The sequence below is a fragment of the Larkinella rosea genome (assembly GCF_003858635.1).
Lineage (GTDB): Bacteria > Bacteroidota > Bacteroidia > Cytophagales > Spirosomataceae > Larkinella > Larkinella rosea.
This window is the reverse complement of the sequence record NZ_RQJO01000007.1, coordinates 1,642,732-1,662,347: the sequence shown is the minus strand read 5'-3', so window position 1 is coordinate 1,662,347 and position 19,616 is coordinate 1,642,732. Positions and strand designations below refer to the sequence as shown.

Here is a 19,616-nt window from a genome sequence, read left to right as displayed (position 1 = left end):
AAATTCACACCAACAAAATGATTGGCAGGCTTATTCTCAGTTCTTTACTGGCAAGTATCTTAGCGCTCGGCTTAACCGGATGTAAGGAAGAGTCGGCGGTTAAAAAGACGGAGCCTTACACCGGTCCGCTGGAAGAAATCAACGATGTGCGGATTCATTACAGCGAATTGGGACAGTTGAAGGTCAAAATGGAAACGCCTTTGCAGTACAAATACCAATCCAGCGACCGTGTTTATCCAAAAACCGTCCACATTGAGTTTTACGGCCCCGATCAGCAGGTCGAAACCACGCTACGTGCTGATTCCGGTCGTTACTTCCAGGCTCAGAACTACTACCGCGTCATGGGCAACGTGGTGGTAGTCAATAAGAAGAAAAATGAGGAGTTGTATACACCGGAACTGAACTGGAATCCAACGACCAAGAAAGTGTATACCGAAAAACCGGTGAAGATCCTCAGCAAAAAGTCCAACGAACGACTGGAGGGCGTCGGTTTAGATACCGATCAATCGTTCTCTCATTATTTTATTCGTAAACCAACGGGTGTTTTCCGACTGAAAGGTGACGGAAACTAATTAATAACCTTTGCTCTTTCCCGCTGAACCCGGCACGTATCAAGTATCTTGCTGACTTCTTTTACGTCCGTAATGACAGACTCTCCACCCCATTTGTTGTAGAGAAAGGTGGTAATTTCGGCTACATCGATGTCCGTTAATTGCGGATTAGCGGGCATTGGCCGGTGAAACGAGCGTCCGTTCACGACAATCGGTTCGTTCTGTCCATACCGGATCAGGCAAATGATCTGTTCCTTATTTTTTAAGTAATCAGAACCGCTGATAGGTGGATAAAGTGCTTCGAGACCTTTTCCGTCGGTTTGGTGGCAGTTGGCGCAGTGTTCGGTGTAGAGTTGGTAGCCTTCAACAAAATATTTTTCCTGTTTCAGTTCTTCCTGACTTTGGCAGGCGGTTTGCAACAGCAGCGGAACAACGACTAGTCCAATTGAAAATTTTCTCATTGCTTTTTGTATTCGGCCAGCAGTCGGTCGATATCCCCCATGAGTTTATCCGCGCCTTCTTCGGTTGTGCCATCGTACATCCCCCGAACGTGTTTTTCCTTGTCGACCAATACGAAATGGCCGCTGTGTAGCAGCCCTCCCGGCGCACCGGCATCTTCCTGGGCCACCACCATGTAGCTCTTACCGGTTTTGAAAATGTCCTCTTTTTTCCCCGTGGCAAACTGCCATTGGTTGCCGGTGACGCCCAGGTTCGTAGCAAATTCTTTCAGAACAGGGGGAGTATCGTGGACCGGGTCGATGGTATATGACAAAATCATCACATCCGGATTTCCTTTAAATTTGTCGTAAACCCGCTTCATTTGGGTCTTCATTTTCGGACAGATTGTCGGACAGGAAATGAAGAAAAAGTCGGACACGTAAATTTTTCCGTCGAAGGTCTTGTCAGAAACCGGCAGGCTATCCTGATTGACAAACTGAAACGGCGGAATCTGGTAATAGGCCGTATCCGTAACGGTTTTTCCGTCCACTTCTTTGGTGATAACGTCCCGTTCGCCCATGATGGGCAAGCGGTTTTCACTCGATGAGCAGGCCGACAAAAAGCCAAGAAGGACGACCGCGAAGCTATTTTTTAATGCAGAGTACATACTAAAACCGTAAAAACCGGTGAAGACAAATAAGAAAACCGGTTAATCAATCAACAGACAGAAGGCGTGATTAGTTACCTAAAAATGTTTTTGCCTGCGTAATTCCGCCGTTTATTTTCGTCTTAACGGTCGTTATTTTTTCCAATTCGCTATTCAGGTAGGCTTTGGCCTGCGTATCATCCAGCGTTTTGACCGAATCGAGTTTGAACTGGTTCATCCAATCATCCATCATGGTGACGGCTTCGGTCAGGTTTTTATTCGCGGCTATGCCTTCTTCCTGACGGGTTTTTAGAGCCGGGGTCGATGGGGTGATTTTGGACAGGCTGTCGATCTGGTGACTGATTTTTTCTTTTAAGTCCATCATCAATTCCTGATGCGGCATCACTTCATCGTGAACCGCCATCACCTGATTCTGGAGCTTTTCAATGCCCTCCTTGTCACCGGATTTCTGACAACCGAACGTGGTAAAACCAAGAACAGTTAGGGAATATAGTACTTTTTTCATCGTAGATTGGGATTGAGATGGGGAATCGATTAGGACATGGCCTTGGGTGACAGGAGTTCTTTCGCATTTTTCAGCACACTGGCCGAAGGATTGTTACCGCCAATCATCTGCGCAATTTCCTGAACCCGCTCATTAAAACTTAGCTTTTTAACCCGGCTTACGGTTTTATTGCCCGAATTGTCCTTGTAGACATAATAATGGGCTTTGCCCTGAGCCGCAATCTGATGCAGGTGGGTAATGGCAATAATCTGGTGACTGGTGGCCATTTCGCGCATCATATTGCCCATTTTGATGGCAATTTCACCTGAAACACCGGTGTCGATTTCGTCAAATATAATTGTTGGCAACGAACGTTTGCTGGCCAGAATATACTTGATCGTCATCATCAGGCGGGAAAACTCCCCCCCTGAGGCCACATTTTTAAGCTGCTGCGGTTTAACACCCTTGTTGGCGCTGAATAAAAAAGAAATCGTGTCGATGCCGTTGTGAGTCGGCTTACCGGTTTCTACATTGATTTTCAGCGACGCATTCGGCATGCCCAGATCGGCCAGTGAACTATCCACCTGTTTTTCGATATCCGGAATAACCGCCAGACGCGAAGTGGCCAGCGCCCGGGCACTCTCCATCAGTTGTTTTTCGGCGGCTTCGTTCGCGGCTTTTGCCTGAGCCAGTTCTTCGTCAGAGTTCAGGATTTTACTGACTTTCTTCCCCAGTTCCGCCTGAATGGTCAGGAGTTCGGCGACGGTTTTGACGGCGTGTTTAGTCTGCAGATTATAAATTAAATTAAGCCGTTCGCGGATATCATCGACCCGGGCATCGTTGGTTTCGATATTTTCCTGTTCCGCGCTGATTTCATTCGCCAGATCACGCAATTCGATCAGTGAACTTTGCGCCCGGTCCCGAATCTGGCTAAACCGATCCGTTAGTCGGGTAACGTAATTCAGATTATTGACTACATTTTTGAGATAAACCACGACCGACTGTTCGGCATTGTCCAGGTAATCGGATGATAACTGGAGTCGTTCTTTGATATCTTCCGCATTTTCCAGAATGGTCAGTTCCTGCTCCAGTTGTTCCTGTTCGTCGGTTTGCAACGTTAATTTCTGGAGTTCCTCGTACAGAAAATGGTTGTAGTCAAACTCTTTTTTCATCAAAGCCGTCTCGTTCAGCAAGTGTTCATAAGCCTCCTGTTTGAGCCGGAATGTGCGGTAATCCGTCCGGTATTGACGCAGAAGCGCGTCGTTCTGAGCGTAGGTGTCAACAATCTGGAGCTGGTAGTCGTTCGAACCCAGCAAAATAGAGTCGTGCTGGGAATGAATGTCCATCAATTGGCTGGTTACCCGCCGAAGGATGTCGAGGGTGACCGGTGTGTCATTGACAAAAGCCCGCGATTTGCCACTCGGACTGATTTCCCGCCGAACCACGCAGGTCGAGTCATAATCGAGGTTTTCTTCTTCGAATAAATTCTCGATAACGTAACCAGATACATCAAAAAAACCCTCAATTACGCACTTCTCGGTGGGAGTATAGAGCGCTTTACTATCGGCGCGATTGCCCATCAATAAACCGATGGCACCAAGCATAATGGACTTTCCGGCCCCCGTTTCCCCCGTGATGGTGTTCAGCGAGGTATCGGGATCCATTTCCAGGTGTTCAATCAGGGCGTAATTCTTTATCAGTAAATGCGAGAGCATAGTACAATTCTAAAAAGGAGCTTTTTCATCCAGGATGACTTCGTCAATGGTTTGGATCGGCACGGTATGCTGATGCCCGATGAAATCGCGCACCGCCAGTTCCGTGTTTTTCCTGCCGACCAGTTGACCATGCAAGGTTCGGCCATCGGTGAAAATTACGTTCACTTCGGCGTTGGTCAGCCTGGCGGTTGTTTCGGCGGTCCACTGATTGAGAAGGTCCGAAGCCCGAATGCGAATTAAACGTTTACCCATGAATTATCTGAGTAACTTTCGGTAAACTTCTGTTTTGGCAGGGTCGAGGGTCGAAAGGAGCGTGAAGGCTTTCTGCCGTTCATCGCGTGAACCTTCGTTCATGATATTGAATAACTCCTCGCCTTTGGCATCGAAAAAGATATTGATCACGATTGAATTGGGTCGTTGCTGGCTGACCTGTCGAATCGTTGATAACACATCCAGCACCTGCGCCCGCGAACCGGCGGGGTTGGTCGTGAAATTATCCAGTGCCTGCCGGTGGTAAGTGTAAAGTGCTTCGTGATAAGGAATAAACTGCTGATTTTGCAGGTTTTCGATCAACCAGTACCGGTTTCGAATATCACCCTGAGCACCCCAGGCTCCACCGCCAACACTTTGGCTGGCCTGGGTCATGACGGTGTAGGCCCGCTGGAAAAACAATTTTCCGCCCTGTCGGCTAAACGAATCATAATCGACACCCAGCATGATCAGGGCATGAAAAGCCAGCAAGGAAGTGAGCTCGCTGGAGTACGCATTTTCATTGTAATACATCGCGTCATTCTGGCGATACGGAAAGTTGAACGAGTTGTCGATGTACCGAAGCGTAACCGTTTCATAATTACTGCCGAAAACCGGTCGGGTGACAATCACCTGAGCCCGTCCCTCGTAGAAATTTTGGGAGGGAACCTTCAGAATGTCAATGATGAGTTTGCAATTGATGCGTTCTTCCGGATTGAACGCGTCGTTAGTCCACCGACGGTTGTTCATGAAATCCGTAATAAAACCCTGCAACTGCGGAAAAATTTGGCGGTCGGTCACCTGGGTCGATTGTGCCTGGTTGAAGTTTACCGTCACCTGACAGTTGAGTTCCTGCGCCAGACTAACCCGTGCTGACAGGCCAGTTAAAACCGCGATGGTTAATAGGATCGATTGAAATTTCATACCATTGCTAGCTGTTCCTGAACGAGATTGAGCAAATCTTCGGCCACTTTATCCTTCGATTTCAGGTCAAATTCATACACTTGCTCGTCCTTGTCAATAACGGTAATTTTGTTGGTATCGTGCCCAAAACCGGCTCCCGGATCGCGCAGTGAATTCAGGACAATGAAATCAAAGTTTTTAGCGCGAAGCTTCGATACGGCATTGGAGAGTTCATCATTGGTTTCCAGCGCGAAACCCACCGTAATCTGATCCGGTCGTTTTTGCTTACCTAACGTAGCGGCAATATCGATCGTTTTCGTCATTTGTAACGCAAAAACCGCTTCTTTCTTCTTTATTTTTTGCTGAGCAGGTTCCGCTGGTGTGTAATCGGCCACGGCCGCAGCCAGCACAATAATATGCGCTTTTGAAAACTCGGCGGCTGTTGCATCGAACATTTCCCGGGCCGAACGCACCGAAATGCGCCGAATTGTTGGATCGGGGAGGGGTTGAACCGTTGGACCGCTGATGAGCGTCACATCGGCTCCTGCGTGGGCAAATGCCCGGGCAATGGCGTACCCCATTTTGCCGCTCGAATGGTTGCTGATAAAACGAACCGGATCGATGGGCTCCTGAGTAGGTCCGGCCGTGATCAGAATTTGCTTGTGCCGAAAAACCGGTCTTTGGGCAAAATGCCGTTCCAATTCAACCAGGATGTGTTCCGGTTCGGCCAAACGCCCTTCACCAACCAGCCCGCTTGCCAATTCACCGTGTTCAGCCTGAATGATCCGGTTTCCAAATGTTTCCAGACGCCGGAGATTTTCGAGGGTTGCCGGATGGTGGTACATGTCCAGATCCATAGCCGGAGCCAGAAAAATCGGGCATCGGGCCGACAGATAAACTGCTGCGAGCAAATCATCGCAAAAACCGTGGGCAAACCGCGCCAGCGAATGAGCCGAAACCGGTGCAACTACAATCAGATCGGCCCAGAGTGCTAATTCGACGTGGTTATTCCATTGTCCTTCACCAGCTCCACTGGAGCTGGTAAACTCGGAAAGTACCGGACGTTTCGAAAGCGTTGCCAGCGTCAGTGGAGTAATGAAATCCCGGGCGGCCCGGGTCATCAAAACCTGCACCTCCGCCCCGGATTTAACCAGTAATCGAGTCAGTAGAGCCGATTTGTAGGCGGAAATGCTCCCGGTTACGCCCAGAATGATCTTCTTTCCCGTTAGATTTGACATGGCAACCCCATTTAATGCAAAGCGGGACAGCACAGAAGTCACAAAGAAGCGTCGCTGGGCGATTTTCTCTGTGGTCTCGGTGCGGCCCCGGTTTTACTTTTTCGTACCTAAATTACAAGGTGTTCGCAGAATCTTCTTCGACCGTACGCCATTGCAATTTGCCTTCCAGAAACTCGTCCGTTGCAACCGTGGTTGGTTTAGGCAGACGCTCGTAATATTTTGAGATTTCGATCTGTTCGCGGTTTTCAAACACCTCTTCCAGGTTGTCGACTGCCGATGCAAATTCAGAAAGTTTATTGCTCAGTTCTTCTTTCATTTTGCTCGAAATCTGCCGGGCCCGTTTTGAAATGATCGATACAGATTCGTAGAGATTACCCGTCGCTGCTGCAATTTTATCGGTATCGCGGGTGATGATTGAAGGATTATTTGCCATAGTTTTTGGTTTTTCGCTGAATTGTGGTTCGTTGCCGACTTCTGACAACCAACGATTTACTAATTAATTGGATGCCGTCGCGGTAACCTTGGCGGGCTTTTGCTGCTGATTTAATTTTTCTTTCTCCTGAGTCGCAATTTCTTCCAAAATCTTGCGACTGTCTTCGTACATCCGCTCTGCTTTTCTGAGATCTGAACTTTTCGGGAATTTATCGACATAAGCCAGGTAATAATTCATTACGTCCTGGTGCCGTTCTTTCCATTTATCATAAAAGCTGTTTTTGGCCAGGTGATATTGGGAGTCGACCCGGAGATAAGCCAATTCTTCGTTGTATTTTGAATCCGGGTATTCACGCAGAAAGTTGGTAATGGAAACTACGGCTGACCGGTAATTGGCGATATTGGCCGAACTGGTTTTGTAATACTGCTTGACTTTATCGTACGCTTTCCGTTCCAGTTTGTCCCGTAAAACCACGATGTAACCCGTACATTCCTGCCGAAAGGGGCTTTCCGGGTGAGCATTGACAAAATCCTGCAGGGCAGCCATTGCCGTCAGGGTATTGGATTGGTCCAGGTTGTAATTCGGCGAATCCTTGAATAAGGAAAGCGCATAAAAATACATGGCCTCGTGCGCGTAGTCACTGCGGGCAAACGTTTCGTAAAACTGCTTGAAGTGAAAAGCCGACAACTGATAATTCTGTTGCTGGTATTCACAATGAGCCCGATAAAACTGGGCCATTTCGGATTCCGTACTTCCTTTCAGAATCGGGATCAATTCTTCGAACAGCAATCCTGCCCGGTAAAATTCTCCTTTTTTGAAGTAAGTTACGGCAGCCTGATACTTTTGATCGTCCGTACCTTTTTTCTGTAACTTCTGAAATGGGCTGCATGACGTAAAAAATACCAACAACACAACCGCTAATGTACCTGCTTTCAAACTATGCTGCATAAGAATGCAAAATTAATAAAAAACTCTGTAAGATTAACGATCAGGCCGGTTAAATAGTACTGAACCAGAGGGTAGTAATGGGCAAAAAAAGAAGCAGCAAACAGAATAACTGTTTACTGCTTACAGTAAGTTTTCAGTAATTCATTGATGACTAACCATTAATTTTTTGGTGGCGATTTTCTTGCCTTCCACCGACAGTTGGTAAAAATACATTCCGGAGTTCATTTCACTGGTCGCAATCCGAACTTTCCGTTCGTTTCGGTCCAGTGCGTACTCACCAACCTGGGCCCCTAACACATTAAAGAAAGTCAATTTGGCATCTTTCACGCTGCCCAAAATCTGGTAATCAATTTCGGCACTTTCGTTGGCCGGATTGGGATAAATATTGGAAACCGTAATCCGCTCGTTGGCATACATCCGATCATCCGCTTTGCGCGTTTCCTCCGCCGATTGGCGGGCTTCCGGCACCAGAAGTGAACCACTGTCTGAACCAGCGGTGCGAACCGGAGTTTTACTTGAGGCTGTATTCAGCAGTTGGTTGCGATAAAACTGATTGATGGCGGTATTTTTCTGCGCCGTCACCCCCCGATCAAGACTGGAAACGCTTGGGTGTTTCAGAAAAGGAAAATTGTGGGAGTGAATAACCCGACTGGTTGGTGCCGGTTTTTGTCCCAACTCCAACCGGCTTTTAGGTTTGCTGGTATCCGTTTGAGCCAGTAGACTCTGGGATATCAACAACGCCAGTCCGGTTAGCCAGGCATATAAACGTACAGGTTGTTTCATAGATAGTCATTCGGTAATTGGGTGGATATAATACCCCATCACAAACATATTTAAAAAAACGAGAAAGTCAACGACCGCTTCCACAAAAAATTGCAATTCATCTGCATTTTTGTCAGTTAGAACGTTATTGTCTTTCAAAGGTTTAAAATTGGCTCAAAAATTTATTTCGTAACCCTCAATTGGCGAGTCAATTGCCGGTTTTTCGGACCGGTTTTTTATTCAGTTCCCGTTCCAGATCGCTTTCTTCCGTTGCCGGTGTGGTGCGACGCGCAGGTAGGGTGTTATTTTTTGCTTTTTTTACTGGTTCGCTTGACAAACTATCGGGCGATTGTGATTGTTTTTCCGTCGTAGCAACCCCTGTTTTTTGGATTGTTTCCACTTTTACAGGAGCGGTTTTTAACTCTTCAACGGCGGTACTACCAGTCGCCTTCGTGTTGGTTTTACCAGCGGAACCCGCTTCATTTTTGGGCTCAACGGTCGAGACCGGTATCGGTTTATTACCGGATGAGCTCGTTTTAGAAATGGCACTTTGGCCCGTTGTAGCCGGTAATTTTTTGATCAGGTTTTTTAGCTTTGGCTCAGTGGTTGGAACCTCCCGTTTTATCGTTGCCGATGCGTCAGGTAAATTCGCAGCAGCCTCATTTTTAATTCGTTCAATGCCCGAAACAATCGGTTGACTGGTTTGAACTTCCGGTATTCCAAGCACGTTGGCTTTGGTTGGTTTTTCAGCGATTCGCCAGTTAAATCCATCCAGCCGTTTGTCGGTTTCTTTAAGCTCTTTCGGTGGAACCAGTTTCGAATCCGGTTGTCCGTAAAAACTGATTTTTTTTACCTTTCGGTCTGAGAAACGAATGGTCATTTTACTGCATAACACCCGGTTCATCCCCACCATTTTATTATTGTCATCGACCGCGAAATACAGACTCTCACCGTTGCCCTCAACCACCACGTGGTCGATGTCAGAGCGATCAATTTTTCGGTCATAGGTAAAATAGGTGGTCAGAGTCCGACCCTTTACCTGATTAAAATTGAGCAGGGTATCTTGTGATATGACGAAAGAATGCCCCCGAAGTAACATCTTGTTGATGCGATTATTTTTCATTAACGCGGTTATCGAGTCGCCTTCCATCTGGTAGTTTGTGCTCCAAACGATCGGATCTTTGAAAAAGAAGATCGTTGAATCAGCGGTTTCGTATACGATGGAATCACACTTACTCTGCAAATCATTTTTAAAAACCCGCACATTTTTCTGTCCGATTAACCGGCGGTACGTCGAGTCGGTATTGGTGCGGCTTTTCTTCCACTTCGGATTTGGCAATTCAAACGACCAAAGCGTATCGGCCCGCATATAGAGTGTATCGGAACTGGTAATGCTCTTGACGACAGCGTGGCCAATCATCCGGGCTACGCCCGCCTTTCGGTTGTAGCGCCCAAAATCGCCGGTCAGAATCGTCTGATCACCTTTGGCAAAAAGGACGACATTGCCCCGGGCAGTGTAAAAATCATTGGCATTATTCCCGAACAGGGTGTCACCGGTCAAGGTATATTTTTCCGTTTCAATCGTTGCCCGGCGCTGAAAATTTGACAACCGCGAGACGGTATTGTAATCGCCGTCTTTGGCAATCAGGGTTCCTTCTTTGCTCACAATTTTGGTCGGCCCCTGAAACGTGGCAATCTTGCTGAACGAGTTATAAAGCAATGAATCAGCGGTTAACGTATACTGCGGGTTCACCAGTTTCACGTTTTCACGAAATGTAAAGAGCTTCGTTCGGGTGTTATAATAGCCTTCACGGCTTGTCAGGATGTTTTCTCGATCGACAATCCGGCCGTTTACCGGATAGTGTGCAATACCATTGGCCAGATCGTATTCCAGCTTTCGGGTGGTTAACGTCATTTTCCGGTCTTTCAGCACCACCGTTCGGCCGGAAACAACGGACTGGCGACTGGCTCCGTAATAAAAAACCGTATCGCCCTTGACACTGAGCGTATCCCCCTGGATCATCCGCACATTGCCGTAGGCTTCAATGACATTGGTGGTGAGATTCTGGATCGCCCGGTCGCAGTACATCAGCATGTTTTTCTGCTGAAGTTCGACGTTCCCGGTCAGTTTTCGAATCTCCTCCGTACCGGATTGAAGACCTTCCAGTTGGTCGGCCCGCTTGATAATGACAATATCGTTCGTGCCGTCAGTTGCTAGCCTGCCAACCTGAGCGTTTGCCGAACCTGCCAGCAAAACCAGTAGCATGACCAGAAGCCTGTGTATCATTTTAGTGTAATAGACGCTCGTTTTATTCAAAGGGTTGCGACGCATGGAAAAAAATCTGCTAAACTTTCTGAACCGGGATTACTCGGATTAAATGATTAGCCAGGATTCGATAAATTGCCGGGTAATCCTGCGTAATCTCATTCATCCGGGTAATCCCGGTTCAGAACGTTTCTGAATACAAAATTATGGCTTTCACTCAAAACCAGGCGATTGAACACCAGTTTTTAAGCTTTTTTAAGAGAGAACAACTATTTCGCCAAACTGATTGCATCCTGTTGGCGATTAGTGGCGGGTTGGATTCGGTAGTGCTGGCCGAGCTGTTTCGTTTGACCGGTCTTCAGTACGGAATTGCTCACGTCAATTTTCAATTGCGCGGGGCTGATTCTGAGGAAGATGAGTATTTTGTAAAAGCTTTGGCGGAACGTCACCAGGTCCGGTTTCATGGTATCCGGCTTCCCCCCGAACAATACGCCGAAGAACGTGGTATTTCGACCCAAATGGCGGCTCGCCAACTTCGGTACGACTGGTTTGACCAGTTGGCCACCGAGTTTGGCTATCAAAAAATCGCAACGGCCCACCACCAAGATGATGTGCTGGAAACCATTTTGCTGAATCTCGTTCGCGGAACCGGTTTGACCGGGTTGCGGGGAATTCCTGTTCGGCAGGGACGCATGGTGAGACCGCTATGGTTTTCAAACCGGCAAGAAATCGAAGCCTATGCGCTTGCTCAAGGGCTAAACTGGCGGGAGGATAGCTCGAATGCGTCCGATAAATACCGCCGAAATCAACTTCGGCATCAGGTTATTCCCGTGTTAAAAGAACTGAATCCCAATTTGTTGCAAACCCTGCAAGCCACCGTCCAGCGGCTACAATCGGCGGATGTCTTGCTCGATCAGGAAATGGAACGATCCTGGCAGGAAACCGCCGAAATCCGTCCAAATGGTATTTTCCTTCCCATCCAAACGCTGCTTACCCAGCGTGAATGGCGTTTTCGATTGGCGGAATGGCTGAAACCGTACGGTTTTCAGTATGTTCAGATTGGACCAATTGCTGAAGCGGTGCAATCCTCCGGTTTTGGGCAGACGTTTCAATCGGCCACGCATCGTATTCTGCGTGATCGGGCGTTTTTGGTGATTGAACGGCTTCAGATGAATGCTTCTCAGTCTGCGGTTATTGCCGGTCTCCCCGCTGAGCGGGTACCGATTTCCAATCAATACCAGTTGAGGTTTGAATTGATGAAAAAACCGGCCGACGTTCAGTTTCCGTCGAATCCGCGAACGGTTTATCTGGATGCTAACCTAATTCAATGGCCGTTGACCATTCGGCCCTGGCAGAACGGGGACCATTTTTCTCCGCTGGGCATGAAAGGGAAGCAAACCATTGGTAACTTTCTTACCAACAACAAAGTAAGTCGGATAGATCGGCGCTCGGCCCAGGTGATGGTTTCGGAAAATCAGATTGTCTGGCTTATCGGCTATCGGCTGGATCATGCCTTCCGGGTAACCGATCAAACTACCCAAATACTCAAAATTGAGCAGCTAAAGTTCGAATAAACTTTCAACCGGAGTGGCGCTGCCAAGCTGGCTGTTTCGGCCATCAGGCTCAAGCTGAGCCTCCTAAAATTTCGATGAATCAGGTAGTAAATTGGGATGTACAAACAATTTGGCATTCATTTTGATATTAATAGGTCACAACCCTTTCAATGCATTATGAATCCAATAAGGCTGTTCCTGCTGAGTGCCGTTCTGAGTATGGGGGCACTGGTTGTTCAGGCACAAAGTGCGCGTCTGAAAACCGCTAACAAACAGTTTGAAAATCTGGCCTATTTGAATGCGGCCCGGGCTTATGAAGACTTCCTGCGACTGGACAAACGAAAGGAACCGGCTGAAATCCAGGAGGCTTACACTAAATTGGGGTATAGTTACCGGGCGTTGCAGGATACCAAAAATGCGGAACGAATCTATGCCGATTTACTGAAAGAATTCCCTGAAACCGACTCGAAGAATTACCTCTATTACGCCCAGGCGCTGGCTGCAAACGGGAAATACCGGGATTCCCAGAAAATGTACAGCAAGTACGGCGAAAAGCAAAACGAGGATCTGCGGGGCAAAAAGTTTACGGTTTCGTACATGGATATGAACCGGTTTTATCAGGATTCATCGTCCTACCGGGTCGAATTTCTGGCGGTTAATTCCCGACAGGCGGATTTTAGTCCCATGTATTACCAGAACGGGTTGGCATTTGTCTCGGCCCGCAATGAAACCGGTCCGGTCAAACGGGTTTTTGGCTGGAATCAAACTCCATTCCTGGATTTATATTTTTATCCCGATACGGCCGAACTACATAAGAATCTGGACCTCGCGGCCCAGGCGGCTTCGTTGGGAGGGAGCAATGCGACGGCCGAGGTATTGGAAACGGCACCCTTAGAGTCCAAATCGCTTTCGAAAACCGAAGTGTTTAGCCGGACGCTGAATACAAAATACCACGAAGGGCCAATGACTTTTTTCAAGGGTCAGTCGCGGATTATTTTCACCCGCAACAATACCGCCAAAGGAAAAGGCGGCAAAAGCAACGACGGCATTCGTAAACTCAAATTGTACATCGCTGAAAATGAGAAAGGAAACTGGAAAAATGTGGAAGAACTCCCGTTTTGCAGCAATGATTACTCCGTCGGCCACCCGGCTTTATCGCCCGACGATTCGAAGCTTTATTTTGTTTCCGACATGCCGGGCGGTTTTGGTGGAACTGACATTTACGTAGTTGAATACACGGATGGGAAGTGGTCATCTCCGGTGAACATGGGGAAGGAAGTGAACACCGAAGGCAATGAGATGTTTCCCTTTGTCGATGAAAACAACAACCTGTATTTCTCATCGGACGGACACGAAGGACTGGGCGGGCTGGATCTTTTTTATGCCGAACTCCGGGAAGGTGTCGCGTTTAAAGGGGTTCAGAACATGGGCTATCCGATCAATTCCGAAAAAGATGATTTCGGGTTGATTACGACTAAAAACCGGTCGTCGGGCTATTTCAGCAGCAACCGGAAAAGTGGCATCAGCGATGATAACATTTACAGTTTTCGCCGTACCTGCAAACAGCTGAATATTTTTGTTTACGACGCCAAAACCAACGAACCCATTCCGGTGGCCGACGTTCGGGTGATCAAGGCCGGGGTCAATCAGGACCTGCGGTTTACGGGCCCCGATGGCAAAACCGGTTTTTGCGTCGATGCCAATATCGATTACGAATTCAAGGCCATCAAAGAAGGCTATTCGACGAACAGCATCCGGTTTTCAACCATGACCCAGTCGGAGAAGCCGGTGATGACGGTATCGATTTACCTGGAAAAGAGCGAAAATACGCTGGTGAAAGGAACCGTTAAAACCGAGGTCAATCAACTGCCTGCTCCGGGGGTCACGGTGACACTCCGCAATGAAAAGGACAAGTCTGAACAGCAGGTGGTGACCGGAAACGACGGAAAATATGAATTTGAGATGAAACCGGGCGCCCCCTACACCTTGACTACCCAGAAAAACCGGTATACCGCCAATCAGGAACAGCTCCCGAAAATGAAAACCGGTAAGAATCCGAAACTGATTGAAAAACAGCACGGTATATATGGCGAAGGCGATGTTTTTGTCTTGAAAAACATTTATTACGACCTCAACAAGTTCTTTATTCGCCCCGATGCCGCCCGCGAACTGGATCATGTGGCTGCATTGCTGCAGAAATACCCCGAAATGAAGATTGAATTACGGTCGCACACCGATAGCCGGGCCAGCGATGCCTATAATATGCAATTGTCGGAAAACCGGGCTCGGGCAACTGTTGATTACCTGGTGAACAAGGGCATCGAACCGGGTCGGCTCAATGCCCAGGGGTATGGCGAAAGCGAAATATTGAATGGCTGCACGGATGAAATTGCGTGTCCGGAAACCATGCACCAGAAAAATCGCCGGACTGAATTTAAAATTGTTTCGGTTCAGCGTAAGGCCACAGAAACGAACGGGAAATAAGTTGATTAAAACCGCACGTCCCGTTCGAATTCCCGCCGGTTAAATCAGTGTTCCGCCATCGGCATGAAACAAGCTCCCGGTACAATAGGCCGATGCATCAGAGGCCAGAAATAGGGCGAGGGGGCTGATTTCATCCGTCGTACCCATGCGGGCGATGGGTAGGTGTTTGGTAAAGTGAGCCAGAATGTTTTCGTCTTTCCAGAGGGCCTGGCTGAATTTGGTTTTGATCAAACCGGGACAGATGGCGTTGACGCGGATGTGGTCGGTTCCCCATTCTTTCGCCAGCACCTTCGTCAGCATATTCAGCCCGGCTTTGCTGACACTATAAATTCCCAAACCGGGGTCGGGCGTTTCACCGGCAATACTGCTCATCATGATGATGCTGCCACCGCCCCGGGCTTTCATAATAGGATACACCATTTTACTGAGTTCAAACGGAGCTTTGATGTTTACCTGCATGATTTTATCAAATGCGGTCAGGTCGCAGTCAATCGCCGGTCCAAAAACTGGGTTCGTCGCGGCATTATTAACCAGAATGTCAATTCCACCGTATAATTCGACCGTCTTGTCAATGAGATGGCGAAGTTGATCGTGGTCACCAATGTGGGCGGCAATACCAATGGCTTCACCACCTTCTTCCCGAATTTGGGCAACGACCTCATCAAGACTGCTCTGCCGACGGCTGCTGATGACCACTCTGGCACCGAAGCGGGCGAACAGGCGGGCAATGTCTTCACCAATTCCTTTGCTCGCACCGGTGACCAGTGCAACTTTGCCGTTTAAACCAAATACGGTTTTCTCACGATCGATGACGGGTAGTTTTTCCATTTTTGAACTTATCTTGTCGGGTTGTAGAGGAAAGCCTTTTCGCAAACTATCGTTTAAATTGAACATTTCAAAAATAAGGTTGGATCGTTTTAATATGATGTCATATACGAGAGATTGTATATTTTCGTTGCCAAACTAGTGTCAGCCGCAAGCACCGTATATCCATGACCCAAAAATCGTCCGATTTACCTTCTTTTGTCCGATCATGGCGCCAGCTCTATGTGCTGGTCATTGGCAGTTTGCTGCTCGAAATTATCTTGTTTTACTGGTTTATGGCGTCCTTTTCATGAGCATTCTGGATTGGCTCATTCTAACGGGTACGCTGACGATTATTGTCGTTTACGGGGTTATCCGCAGCCGGAATAACCGCAATATGGACGAGTACCTGCTGGCGAACCAATCGCTGCCGTGGTACCACGTTTGTCTGTCGGTGATGGCCACCCAGGCTAGTGCCATTACGTTTCTGTCAACCCCCGGCCAGGCTTTTACAGATGGAATGCGGTTTGTGCAGTTTTATTTTGGACTACCGCTGGCCATGGTGGTGCTGGCGATCACGTTCGTGCCGATATTTCATAAACTGAAGGTTTTTACGGCCTACGAGTACCTGGAATCCCGGTTTGATGCCCGCGTCCGTGTCTTTACCGCCTTGTTGTTCCTACTGCAGCGCGGATTGTCGACCGGGCTTTCCATCTACGCACCATCCATTATTCTGTCGACCATTTTGGGGTGGAATATTTTCTGGACCAATATCATTATGGGCGGAATTGTGTTGGCATATACCGTAACCGGAGGAGCCAAAGCCATTTCCTACACGCACTTGCAGCAAATGCTGATTGTGACGGTCGCCATGTTTATAGCGGGCTGGATGACGGTTCACCTGCTCCCGTCAGATGTCGGTTTTGTCGATGCGCTGAATGTGGCCGGAAAAGCAGGGAGACTCAACACGATCGACCTGAAATTTGACCCCGATAGCCGGTACAATCTCTGGTCGGGCCTGATCGGTGGATTCTTTCTACAATTGTCTTATTTTGGGACAGATCAGTCACAGGTCGGGCGGTACCTGACCGGTCAGTCGATTGGCCAAAGCCGTCTGGGATTGCTCGCCAACGGGATGTTGAAAGTGCCGATGCAGTTCCTGATTCTGCTGGTGGGCGTGCTTGTTTTTGTGTTTTACCAATTTAACCCATCTCCGGTTTTTTTCAATAAAGTTGAAACCGATCAATTGCTGAAAAGTCCGTATGCGGCTCAGTACCGGTCATTGGAAAACGAACACAAAGCAATCGAGGCCCAGCGTCAACAGGCCGTATTAACCCTGAATAAGGCCCTTTCCGAACAAAACACCCCCTCGATTGAGCAATCCAAATTGGCCATCAACGAAACCACGGAAGCCGCAAAAGCCGTCAAAAGCAAGGTGGTTGAATTGATCAAAAAGAACAATCCGGTGGGCGATACCAGTGATGTAAATTATGTTTTCCTGCGGTTTGTGCTGGATTTCCTTCCCCACGGATTAATCGGCTTGCTGATCGCCGTTATTTTCAGTGCCTCGATGGGGTCCATTGCAGCAGCCTATAACTCGCTGGCTTCCACTACGATCGTTGATATTTACAAGCGGCTTTTTTGCAAAAACTATTCCGACAGTCACTACCTGATGGCTTCGAAGGTTTCCACAATTATCTGGGGAGTATTCTGCATCGTGGTGGCGCAATTTGCCAGTAAAATGGGGAGTATGATCGAGGCCGTCAATATTTTGGGCTCGTTGTTTTACGGGGTAATCCTTGGCATATTTCTGGTGGCATTTTACTTCAAATCGATCGGCGGAAAAGCCACGTTCTGGGCCGCCGTGATCGCCGAAGGGCTGGTCGTCTGGTGTTGGCAGGTCGAATTGACGGCTTTCCTGTGGTTAAATTTGATCGGCTGCGTGCTCGTCATCGGAATTGCCTGGCTATTGCAACGAGTCATGCCAAACCAGCGTTCAATTTCCGCTCAATAAAAAACCGCCTTTCGTTGCTGGACGTTTTGTTCACCAGCAACGAAAGGCGGTTTTGAGGAATGATCCTTACGCTTTCTTCTTTTTGCCTTTGATCGCCTTCGTGGTAACCGGCGGAATCAGCGCCTGAAAATCAGTAACTCCCTTCTGAATGCCGTCTTTGAAAAACCGGAAAATCGGGTCGTTTGAAGCTTCCCCAACGGCCAAAGCTTTTTGAGCCAGCGGCAACGCTTCGGCTACCTTTCCCATTTTCGACAAAATCTGCGCTTTGGTCCAAAGGTTAGCATACGTTTCCTTCAAACCGATCGACTTATCAGCCCAGGCCAGCGCCTGATCTAATTTCCGGTTTTTGGAGAGATTCCAATTGGCGGCAGCCTGCAGAACGGCCGCATCTTCCGGTTTTTCGGCGACGGCTTTCTCTACATTTGCCTGGGCATTGGCCAGCACATCGACTTTTAAAGCCGCCGTAGCCCGGGTGTCGGCCCAGTAGATGTTGAAATTAGCCGTGCTGTCCGTCAAATCGGCAAAACCCATTCCAAATGTTTCGTAGGGGCGGGTCACTTTTTCGGATTTGATCTGGACTCGCAGGGCATCTTCTTCTTTCTTATACCCGTTAGGAATGCCTTCTTCGGCACTGGCCGTCACGTTTTTGTTGAAAATTAAAGTCCATTCGCCCGGATTTGGGATGGTAAAAACCGAGTACGTGCCGGCGGGCAACTTTTGCCCCTGAACCCAGACATCGGTGGTCGTTTTGAAACTGGTTGCGGCATTGGCGCCGGTCCGCCAGAGCTGGCCGAATGGTGCCAACGGTGTCTGATTACCCAAAGCCGTCCGACCTTTCAAACTGGGACGTGAATACGTGACGGTAAAATCGGTGGTTCCGACCGTCTGGATAAGGGTTGCGCCCGGACTGGCCTGGGGCAATTTGATCTGGGCGATTCCTGCCTGAGCAACCAGGGCAAGTGTGGCTAGAATGAAAATCTTTTTCATCGTGTTAGTTAATTGTACGTCGTAGTAAAATTAGAACGAAATTGTGGTTTTTTTATCGAAAGCCACCATTCATTTGTGAATATGCACCGACAACCCTTGCTAAATCTGCTACGGAAATACCGGCCCACCGACGAAGACGAACGGAGGATGCTGGAGCAAACGATTCAATTTGTTGAAAGCCATGCGGATTGTTTTGATCGTCAGTTGTCCATCGGACACGTGACGGGTTCATCCTGGGTGGTTAGCCCCGATCGCCGGAAGGTTGTGTTGATCCATCATGCCAAACTCGACCGCTGGCTCCAGCCCGGTGGTCACGCGGACGGAGATCCGGATGTGTTGGGAGTTGCTTTGCGGGAAGCAACGGAAGAGACCGGTTTGACGAATCTGAAAATTGTTAGCCCCGCGATTTTTGATGTGGACGTCCATCGGATTCCCGCCCGGGGTGCCGAGCCCGAACACTGGCATTACGACATCCGGTTTTTACTGGAAGCTGATCCAGAACAGCCGTTCATCCGGACACCGGAATCAAAAGACATTCGTTGGGTCGAAACGGACGAAATAGCCGAATTGACTACAGAAAAATCAATAAATCGAATGAATTGTAAGAATAAAGTTAATAACTAGTATTTTAGGTATTAAAAATCGTTCTATATTGCCAGCGAAAACAAAGTACTTGTTTTCTTAGTACAACAAAACCACAGCAATTATGAAGACGATTTTGAAGACCTGCCTGGGTCTGCTGGCGCTAGCTTTGGTTATCCCGGCAACTGCTCAGAATAAATTAAAAAACGACCCCACCTATTCAACGGCTAATTATAAACATCCCAACAAAGCCACGGCAGCCCGTCAGTGGGAACCCGAAGCGGGTATCGAATTCCGGAAGCGCAAACGCCAGCCGCAAAACATTGCTACCTACCGGGAGCAACAGCGCCGGGGTGGGCTTGGTGATCCGGCCATTGCCATTCCGGCCACGCCATCAATGGCAAACCGAAACTACAAACAGCAGAATTTGATGATAAAACCGCAACCGGCCACTAAACCGGAAGTGGCTACCCGGGTTGAAGCCGACGAAAGTGTCGGAAATTGATCTGAATAGCCCATTTAAAAACCACCTCAGCAA

At 48.3% G+C, this 19,616-nt stretch carries 20 protein-coding genes; 7 read left to right on the top strand and 13 right to left on the bottom strand.

All coding sequences use genetic code 11. The annotated features are described in order from the left end of the window. Window positions 1–17 precede the first annotated feature (17 nt). Window positions 18–572, top strand: coding sequence for an LPS export ABC transporter periplasmic protein LptC (gene lptC, locus EHT25_RS07025; RefSeq protein ID WP_124872673.1), 555 nt, complete (start codon window positions 18–20; stop codon window positions 570–572). Here lptC and EHT25_RS07020 read toward each other — a convergent pair. The 11 genes from EHT25_RS07020 to EHT25_RS06970 all read right to left on the bottom strand — a co-directional run bounded on the left by EHT25_RS07020 (window position 569) and on the right by EHT25_RS06970 (window position 10,675). Continuing rightward, entirely contained in the window at window positions 569–1,012 is a 444-nt protein-coding gene (locus EHT25_RS07020; RefSeq protein WP_124872671.1) for a c-type cytochrome, read from the bottom strand. The two genes, lptC and EHT25_RS07020, sit on opposite strands and share 4 nt — an antisense overlap. Beyond that, the gene (locus EHT25_RS07015; RefSeq protein WP_124872669.1) at window positions 1,009–1,656 is read right to left on the bottom strand and encodes an SCO family protein; all 648 of its coding nucleotides are present in this window, start codon (window positions 1,654–1,656) and stop codon (window positions 1,009–1,011) included. The genes EHT25_RS07020 and EHT25_RS07015 overlap by 4 nt, the downstream gene beginning before the upstream one ends. 70 nt (window positions 1,657–1,726) lie before the next feature. Then, window positions 1,727–2,161 (bottom strand): hypothetical protein, encoded by a 435-nt coding sequence (locus EHT25_RS07010; protein WP_124872667.1) that lies wholly within the window; start codon window positions 2,159–2,161, stop codon window positions 1,727–1,729. 29 nt (window positions 2,162–2,190) lie between these two features. Next, entirely contained in the window at window positions 2,191–3,855 is a 1,665-nt protein-coding gene (recN, locus tag EHT25_RS07005) for a DNA repair protein RecN (RefSeq protein ID WP_124872665.1), read from the bottom strand. 9 nt (window positions 3,856–3,864) lie between these two features. Beyond that, on the bottom strand, window positions 3,865–4,107 hold the full coding sequence (locus EHT25_RS07000) for a hypothetical protein (RefSeq protein WP_124872663.1): 243 nt from the start codon (window positions 4,105–4,107) through the stop codon (window positions 3,865–3,867). A gap of 3 nt (window positions 4,108–4,110) precedes the next feature. Next, the gene (gene porD, locus EHT25_RS06995) at window positions 4,111–5,028 is read right to left on the bottom strand and encodes a type IX secretion system protein PorD (protein ID WP_124872661.1); all 918 of its coding nucleotides are present in this window, start codon (window positions 5,026–5,028) and stop codon (window positions 4,111–4,113) included. Next, the gene (coaBC, locus tag EHT25_RS06990; RefSeq protein ID WP_124872659.1) at window positions 5,025–6,245 is read right to left on the bottom strand and encodes a bifunctional phosphopantothenoylcysteine decarboxylase/phosphopantothenate--cysteine ligase CoaBC; all 1,221 of its coding nucleotides are present in this window, start codon (window positions 6,243–6,245) and stop codon (window positions 5,025–5,027) included. Before coaBC ends, porD begins: the two co-directional genes overlap by 4 nt. Window positions 6,246–6,357: 112 nt before the next feature. Beyond that, entirely contained in the window at window positions 6,358–6,678 is a 321-nt protein-coding gene (locus EHT25_RS06985) for a DNA-directed RNA polymerase subunit omega (RefSeq protein WP_124872657.1), read from the bottom strand. A gap of 63 nt (window positions 6,679–6,741) precedes the next feature. Next, complete coding sequence (locus tag EHT25_RS06980) at window positions 6,742–7,626, bottom strand: outer membrane protein assembly factor BamD (protein WP_124872655.1); 885 nt, start codon at window positions 7,624–7,626, stop codon at window positions 6,742–6,744. 141 nt (window positions 7,627–7,767) lie between these two features. Further along, window positions 7,768–8,409: a T9SS type A sorting domain-containing protein gene (locus EHT25_RS06975; RefSeq protein ID WP_124872653.1), complete on the bottom strand. Its 642-nt coding sequence runs from the start codon at window positions 8,407–8,409 to the stop codon at window positions 7,768–7,770. 187 nt (window positions 8,410–8,596) lie between these two features. Continuing rightward, window positions 8,597–10,675: an OstA-like protein gene (locus EHT25_RS06970; RefSeq protein ID WP_124872651.1), complete on the bottom strand. Its 2,079-nt coding sequence runs from the start codon at window positions 10,673–10,675 to the stop codon at window positions 8,597–8,599. 185 nt (window positions 10,676–10,860) lie between these two features. Here EHT25_RS06970 and tilS point away from each other — a divergent pair, with 185 nt between their 5' ends. After that, on the top strand, window positions 10,861–12,228 hold the full coding sequence (gene tilS, locus EHT25_RS06965) for a tRNA lysidine(34) synthetase TilS (RefSeq protein WP_124872649.1): 1,368 nt from the start codon (window positions 10,861–10,863) through the stop codon (window positions 12,226–12,228). Between the two features lie 156 nt (window positions 12,229–12,384). After that, window positions 12,385–14,691 carry an OmpA family protein gene (locus EHT25_RS06960; RefSeq protein WP_124872647.1) on the top strand — a complete coding sequence of 769 codons (2,307 nt, stop codon included), beginning with the start codon at window positions 12,385–12,387 and terminating at the stop codon, window positions 14,689–14,691. A gap of 39 nt (window positions 14,692–14,730) precedes the next feature. On the opposite strand, the gene EHT25_RS06955 is transcribed toward EHT25_RS06960, so the two are convergent. Beyond that, window positions 14,731–15,519 carry an SDR family NAD(P)-dependent oxidoreductase gene (locus EHT25_RS06955; protein WP_124872645.1) on the bottom strand — a complete coding sequence of 263 codons (789 nt, stop codon included), beginning with the start codon at window positions 15,517–15,519 and terminating at the stop codon, window positions 14,731–14,733. 164 nt (window positions 15,520–15,683) lie between these two features. Here EHT25_RS06955 and EHT25_RS33300 point away from each other — a divergent pair, with 164 nt between their 5' ends. Continuing rightward, entirely contained in the window at window positions 15,684–15,809 is a 126-nt protein-coding gene (locus EHT25_RS33300) for a hypothetical protein (RefSeq protein ID WP_262707816.1), read from the top strand. Beyond that, window positions 15,806–17,509 carry a sodium:solute symporter family protein gene (locus EHT25_RS06950; RefSeq protein ID WP_124872643.1) on the top strand — a complete coding sequence of 568 codons (1,704 nt, stop codon included), beginning with the start codon at window positions 15,806–15,808 and terminating at the stop codon, window positions 17,507–17,509. Before EHT25_RS33300 ends, EHT25_RS06950 begins: the two co-directional genes overlap by 4 nt. A gap of 66 nt (window positions 17,510–17,575) precedes the next feature. Here the strand turns inward: EHT25_RS06950 and EHT25_RS06945 are convergent, their stop codons facing one another. Next, the gene (locus tag EHT25_RS06945) at window positions 17,576–18,496 is read right to left on the bottom strand and encodes a DUF2911 domain-containing protein (protein WP_124872641.1); all 921 of its coding nucleotides are present in this window, start codon (window positions 18,494–18,496) and stop codon (window positions 17,576–17,578) included. A gap of 96 nt (window positions 18,497–18,592) precedes the next feature. On the opposite strand from EHT25_RS06945, the gene EHT25_RS06940 reads away from it, so the two are divergent. Then, window positions 18,593–19,120, top strand: a complete 528-nt coding sequence (locus EHT25_RS06940) for an NUDIX hydrolase (RefSeq protein WP_310588735.1) — start codon at window positions 18,593–18,595, stop codon at window positions 19,118–19,120. Window positions 19,121–19,202: 82 nt separating this feature from the next. Then, window positions 19,203–19,583, top strand: a complete 381-nt coding sequence (locus EHT25_RS06935; protein WP_124872637.1) for a hypothetical protein — start codon at window positions 19,203–19,205, stop codon at window positions 19,581–19,583. Window positions 19,584–19,616: the final 33 nt, after the last annotated feature.

Bases quoted from the DNA above. Each gene is read 5' to 3' on its own strand.
- lptC (WP_124872673.1), top strand. From the start codon at position 18: ATGATTGGCAGGCTTATTCTCAGTTCTTTACTGGCAAGTATCTTAGCG.
- EHT25_RS07020 (WP_124872671.1), bottom strand. From the start codon at position 1,012: ATGAGAAAATTTTCAATTGGACTAGTCGTTGTTCCGCTGCTGTTGCAA.
- EHT25_RS07015 (WP_124872669.1), bottom strand. From the start codon at position 1,656: ATGTACTCTGCATTAAAAAATAGCTTCGCGGTCGTCCTTCTTGGCTTT.
- EHT25_RS07010 (WP_124872667.1), bottom strand. From the start codon at position 2,161: ATGAAAAAAGTACTATATTCCCTAACTGTTCTTGGTTTTACCACGTTC.
- recN (WP_124872665.1), bottom strand. From the start codon at position 3,855: ATGCTCTCGCATTTACTGATAAAGAATTACGCCCTGATTGAACACCTG.
- EHT25_RS07000 (WP_124872663.1), bottom strand. From the start codon at position 4,107: ATGGGTAAACGTTTAATTCGCATTCGGGCTTCGGACCTTCTCAATCAG.
- porD (WP_124872661.1), bottom strand. From the start codon at position 5,028: ATGAAATTTCAATCGATCCTATTAACCATCGCGGTTTTAACTGGCCTG.
- coaBC (WP_124872659.1), bottom strand. From the start codon at position 6,245: ATGTCAAATCTAACGGGAAAGAAGATCATTCTGGGCGTAACCGGGAGC.
- EHT25_RS06985 (WP_124872657.1), bottom strand. From the start codon at position 6,678: ATGGCAAATAATCCTTCAATCATCACCCGCGATACCGATAAAATTGCA.
- EHT25_RS06980 (WP_124872655.1), bottom strand. From the start codon at position 7,626: ATGCAGCATAGTTTGAAAGCAGGTACATTAGCGGTTGTGTTGTTGGTA.
- EHT25_RS06975 (WP_124872653.1), bottom strand. From the start codon at position 8,409: ATGAAACAACCTGTACGTTTATATGCCTGGCTAACCGGACTGGCGTTG.
- EHT25_RS06970 (WP_124872651.1), bottom strand. From the start codon at position 10,675: ATGATACACAGGCTTCTGGTCATGCTACTGGTTTTGCTGGCAGGTTCG.
- tilS (WP_124872649.1), top strand. From the start codon at position 10,861: ATGGCTTTCACTCAAAACCAGGCGATTGAACACCAGTTTTTAAGCTTT.
- EHT25_RS06960 (WP_124872647.1), top strand. From the start codon at position 12,385: ATGAATCCAATAAGGCTGTTCCTGCTGAGTGCCGTTCTGAGTATGGGG.
- EHT25_RS06955 (WP_124872645.1), bottom strand. From the start codon at position 15,519: ATGGAAAAACTACCCGTCATCGATCGTGAGAAAACCGTATTTGGTTTA.
- EHT25_RS33300 (WP_262707816.1), top strand. From the start codon at position 15,684: ATGACCCAAAAATCGTCCGATTTACCTTCTTTTGTCCGATCATGGCGC.
- EHT25_RS06950 (WP_124872643.1), top strand. From the start codon at position 15,806: ATGAGCATTCTGGATTGGCTCATTCTAACGGGTACGCTGACGATTATT.
- EHT25_RS06945 (WP_124872641.1), bottom strand. From the start codon at position 18,496: ATGAAAAAGATTTTCATTCTAGCCACACTTGCCCTGGTTGCTCAGGCA.
- EHT25_RS06935 (WP_124872637.1), top strand. From the start codon at position 19,203: ATGAAGACGATTTTGAAGACCTGCCTGGGTCTGCTGGCGCTAGCTTTG.